Source organism: Teichococcus deserti, from assembly GCF_001982615.1.
Classification (GTDB): Bacteria; Pseudomonadota; Alphaproteobacteria; order Acetobacterales; family Acetobacteraceae; genus Pseudoroseomonas; species Pseudoroseomonas deserti.
Map to the genome: position 1 here is coordinate 1 of NZ_MLCO01000392.1, position 4124 is coordinate 4124.

General features: G+C 74.7%; 4 protein-coding genes. 2 read left to right on the forward strand and 2 right to left on the reverse strand.

Annotated features, from left to right (window positions below):
• The coding region (locus BKE38_RS27850) for a DUF4214 domain-containing protein (RefSeq protein WP_207553704.1) at positions 1-954 on the forward strand (954 nt) is incomplete at its 5' end.
• Between the two features lie 109 nt (positions 955-1063).
• A complete protein-coding gene (locus tag BKE38_RS27855; RefSeq protein ID WP_076960419.1) occupies positions 1064-1501 on the forward strand; it encodes a hypothetical protein in 438 nt (145 codons plus the stop codon).
• A 272-nt stretch (positions 1502-1773) separates the two neighbouring features.
• Here BKE38_RS27855 and BKE38_RS27860 read toward each other — a convergent pair whose 3' ends face one another.
• Complete coding sequence (locus BKE38_RS27860) at positions 1774-3015, reverse strand: heme biosynthesis HemY N-terminal domain-containing protein (RefSeq protein ID WP_076960420.1); 1242 nt, start codon at positions 3013-3015, stop codon at positions 1774-1776.
• A partial coding sequence (locus BKE38_RS32530) for a hypothetical protein (RefSeq protein ID WP_076960421.1) occupies positions 3015-4124 on the reverse strand: 1110 nt, incomplete at its 5' end. The genes BKE38_RS32530 and BKE38_RS27860, both read right to left, overlap by 1 nt.

Consider the following 4124-nt stretch of genomic DNA (forward strand, 5'->3'; position numbering starts at 1 on the left):
CCCCCCGTCACCTTCCCCCCTGTCACCCTTCCGGAGACGCCTGTGACCCCGCAGCTGCCTCTCCCTGGCGGGCTGGATGCCGGCGGCGTGCCGATGCCCGCGCTGCCCGACGCGGCGGTGCATCTCGTCGCCCAGGCCTCGGATACGCTGCTCGGCAGCCTGAAGCTGGCCTGGCAGGCCGAGCGCAACGTCACCGACGCCTTCGGCCATACCCATGTCTCGGTCTCCAGCGGCGAGCTGCTCTGGCTGACCCCGCAGGACCAGCAGAACCTGGCCTCCGGCCGGCTGACCCTGCCGGAGATGGCCGGCGCCAGCGAGGTCGTGCATATCGACGCCTCCGCCCCCGGCCATGCCGGCCAGGGCCCGGTGCTGCTGCTCTGGTCCGGCGGCATGGCCGATGGCGTCGACCTGACCGGGGCGCTGCGCGGGCTGCTCGGCGACGGCGAGGTGCAGGCGACCCTGGCCCAGCGCGACGGCGGGCTGCTGCTGCACACGCTGCAGCAGGTGGCCGGCGGCCTGGCCACCGACGACACGCCCGTCGAGCTGCATATCACCGGCCCGCTGGCCACGCCGCCCGTCGCCGAGCCGGTGCTGCCCGGCAGCAGCGCGGTCAACCAGCTGATCTCGCTGGCCTGCACCACCCTGCTGGACCGTCCGGCCGATGCCGGCGACCTGGCGCGCTGGGGCCATTCGCTGGCCAGCGGCGCGCTCGACGCCCGCGGCCTGGTCGAAGCCATCCTGCGCAGCGACGAATACCAGATCACCCATGCCGACGAGAGCGACCGCGATTTCGTCGCCGCCGTCTATCGCCACGCCCATGCCACCGAGATGGACCCGGTGACGCTCGGCCATTGGACCGAGCTGCTGGAAAGCCATGCCATCGACCGCGCCGACCTGGTCATGGCCGTGGGCATGGATGGCCATCACCGCGACGAGGCCATGCCTGGCCACTGACCGGTTCCAGGCATCGCGCTTTCTGTAAATTGCGTGAGCAGACCCGCAATTACTTGCGACTGATTATCACATGCGGCAGCCTGATCCTCCCCTATCCGGAGTTGTCCGCATGGCGACGCATGGCCTGCCCACCTGGCCCTGGACCGATGCCAGCACGGAGGCCCTGCCGGCTGCCGAGTCCCTGCTGCTGGAGGCGATGCGGCGCTGGGCCGAGGCTGCTCAGCGCGGCCGCCCGGCGCTGGCCGCCGCCTGCCTGCCCCTGATCGCCGAGGACCTGGCGGAAGCCGCGCCCTGGCTGGATGCCGTGCTGCGCCTGGGCGATTTCGGCATCGGCAGCCCGCTGCAGCCGCGGCTGACCGGGCAGGAGCCCGCGCTGCTCCTGGCCTTCGCCCTGGCCCAGCGCAGCCCCCGCCGCGAAGCTCTGGCCGGCTTCCTGCGCCTGCTGCCCACCATCAGCGCCCATGCCGCCATGGGACCGGGTCTCGCCCTGGGCTTGGCCTTCCGGCGGCGCGGACTGCTGTTGGCCAATCCTTTTAGGAATCATTGAAGAGAAGGCAGAATCATTGAAGAGAAGGCAGGAGAAGGTCGGGGGAATGAATTCCCCCGAACCCCCTTCTTGCTTCTGTTCACCGGCCGTTTGGCAGCCTGCGCTTCGACACAGGCGGCACCAGAGCATCAAGGCGGGGCGCGGAATGCAACAACGACAGCGCAGCCTGATGGGTCGCGCTGTGCCTTGGCCGTTTCACGGACCATCCCCAGGTGGACACGGCAGGCACCCCGGTAAAAGGAAGGGGTCCAGGGGAATTCATTCCCCTGGCCTTACCCCCAGCTGATCCGGCCCGCCGTGTTGCAGGACGAGCAGACCGGCGTCCACGTCGCATGCACCGTGCCGCACTCGCCGCAACGCCAGCGGGGCTCCGGCCTGGCGGCCGTCGCGGCGCGCAGCCACTTGGCTTCCGCCGCGCGGGCCAGGGCGGTGTCGCCCTGTTCCAGCTGCTCCAGCTCGACCAGCGCCAGATAGGCCCGGGCGTCGGCGGCGCCAGAGGCCACCAGCGCCTCGAGCTCGGTGCGGGCGCGGCCGGTCAGCCCGGCCTGCAGCGACTGCCGCGCCAGCAGCAGCCGGCTTTCCGGGTGCTCGCGGTTCTTGTGCACCAGGGTCTCGGCCAGCTTGACGCGGGCCAGCGGGTCGGCCTCGCCGGCCAGATAGGCCTCGGCGATCTGCGGCTGCGGCTGGGTGGCCCAGCCGAGCTCCAGCGCGGCGCGCGCCTTGCGGGTGCTGTTGCCGGCCTGCAGCCGCGCGGCATGGGCCAGCACCGCGGGGGAGAAGCCGGGATCGGCCTGGAAGGCCTGCTTCTCCAGCTCGGCGGCGCGGACCGGATCGGGCTCCTGCGTCGCGGCGGCCAGGGCCAGGGGGGCGCGCGGCGTCTCCGGCGAGGCCAGGGCCAGGGCTTCGCGCCAGTCCTGGGTGCGCTGGGCCAGCAGGGCACGCTCGCTGCGCAGCCAGGCGGCGCCGGGCTGGGCGGCCTCGGCCTCGCGCGCCAGCTGCTGGGCGGTCGCCCAGTCGCCGCGCTGGATCGCCTGGCGCAGCAGCCCGCGCAGGCCCAGGAAGCGGGCGTCGTCGCGCTGGGCCAGCGCCTCGAAGGCCTGCGTCGCGGCGGCCTCGTTGCCGGCCATGCGCTCGGCCTCGGCGGTCAGCAGCAGCAGCTGCGGCGTGTCGCCCAGCAGGTCGCGCGCCTTGCGCACCTCGCTGCGGGCGGCTTCCGTGGTGCCGGCGGCCAGCGAGACCAGGGCGCGGGTCAACATGGCGTCGCCGCGCTCGCGGCGGCGGGCGGCGCGGCGGGCGCGGGCGCGGGCCGGCCAGCGCACCAGGCTGCGGAAGCCGGTGATCAGCCCGTGCAGCACCAGGAAGGTGACCACCGTCAGGATCAGCAGCACCGGCAGCGAGACATAGACCTCGTAGTCGGCGACGCGGAACTCGACATTGCCGCCGAGCCGCATCAGCCCCCAGGCGATGCCGACCGTGACCAGGCAGATCAGCAGCAGCCAGATGGCGCGACGCATCAGCCCTGCCCCCCGCTGCGCAGCGCATCCAGCGCGCCGCGCGCGGCGATCAGCCCCTTCGCCTGGTCGAGCCAGGGTGCCATGGCGGCGCGCACGGGCTCGGGCAGGCCCTCGACGCGCTGTACCGCGGCGACCAGGTCGCCGGCGTCGAGCGCGCGGCGGGCGGTCTCCAGCTCGCCGCTGATGCCGTCGCCCCAGACCACCGTCTCGCCGCGGCGGACGGTGACCAGGTTGCCCAGGCGGGTGGCGGCGGCCTCCAGCAGGCCCTGGCCCTCGGTCGCCGGCTCGGCCTTGGCGCGGGCCGCGCGGGCGGCCTCCTCGAAGGACAGGCGCAGCGAGGCCTCGGTCGGCGGCACGGCGGCGGCATAGCGCGACAGCGCGGCGGGCGCCTCGCCGGGCAGGCCGGACAGCGCCTGGCCGAGCGGCTTGCCGGCCTCCAGCGCGGTCGCCGTCGCGGTGGTGGCGACCAGCTGCGACAGCCGGCGCTCGGCGGCGGTCAGGCGGGATTCGCGCTGCTCGACCACGGTGAAGCGGGCGTCGAGCTGGCGGTCGCGCTCGGCCATGCGCTGGCGGGCGGCGTCCTCGGCGGCGGCGATGCGCTGCTGCATGGCGCCCTCGACCGCGGCGAAGCGCGGGTTCAGCGCGGCCTCGGCGGCGGCGACGCGCTGGGCCAGCTGCGCCTCGGCACCGGTGATGCGCTGCGACAGGGCGCTCTCCGCCTCGGCGATGCGGGCATCGGCGGCGCGGGCCAGCGCCTCGCGGTCGCTGCGCTGGCCTTCGATCTGGGTGCGCAGCGCCTGCAGCGCCTGGCCGGCCTCGGCCTGCTGCGCCTGGGCGGCGGATTGCTGGGCCTGCAGCGCCGCCTGCTGCGCCTGCAGCCCCTGGCGCATCTCGGCCAGCGCCGCCTCGCTGGCGGCCTGCCGGTCGGCCAGCGGCTGCAGCTGCGCCAGGCGCTGCTCCAGCGCCTCGACGCGGCCGGGGGGCACGCCGGGCGCGGCCGGGCCGCGCGACAGCACCACGCCGAGGGCGGCCAGGGCGAGGACGCCGGCCAGGCAGGCGACCGGCAGCGCCCAGTGCTCCAGCCGCTGGCGGGTGGTGGGCTGTGCGGG

What these genes read in the sequence shown, in the direction of transcription:
- BKE38_RS27855 (WP_076960419.1), top strand. Translation starts at nt 1,064, where the DNA reads ATGGCGACGCATGGCCTGCCCACCTGGCCCTGGACCGATGCCAGCACG.
- BKE38_RS27860 (WP_076960420.1), bottom strand. Translation starts at nt 3,015, where the DNA reads ATGCGTCGCGCCATCTGGCTGCTGCTGATCTGCCTGGTCACGGTCGGC.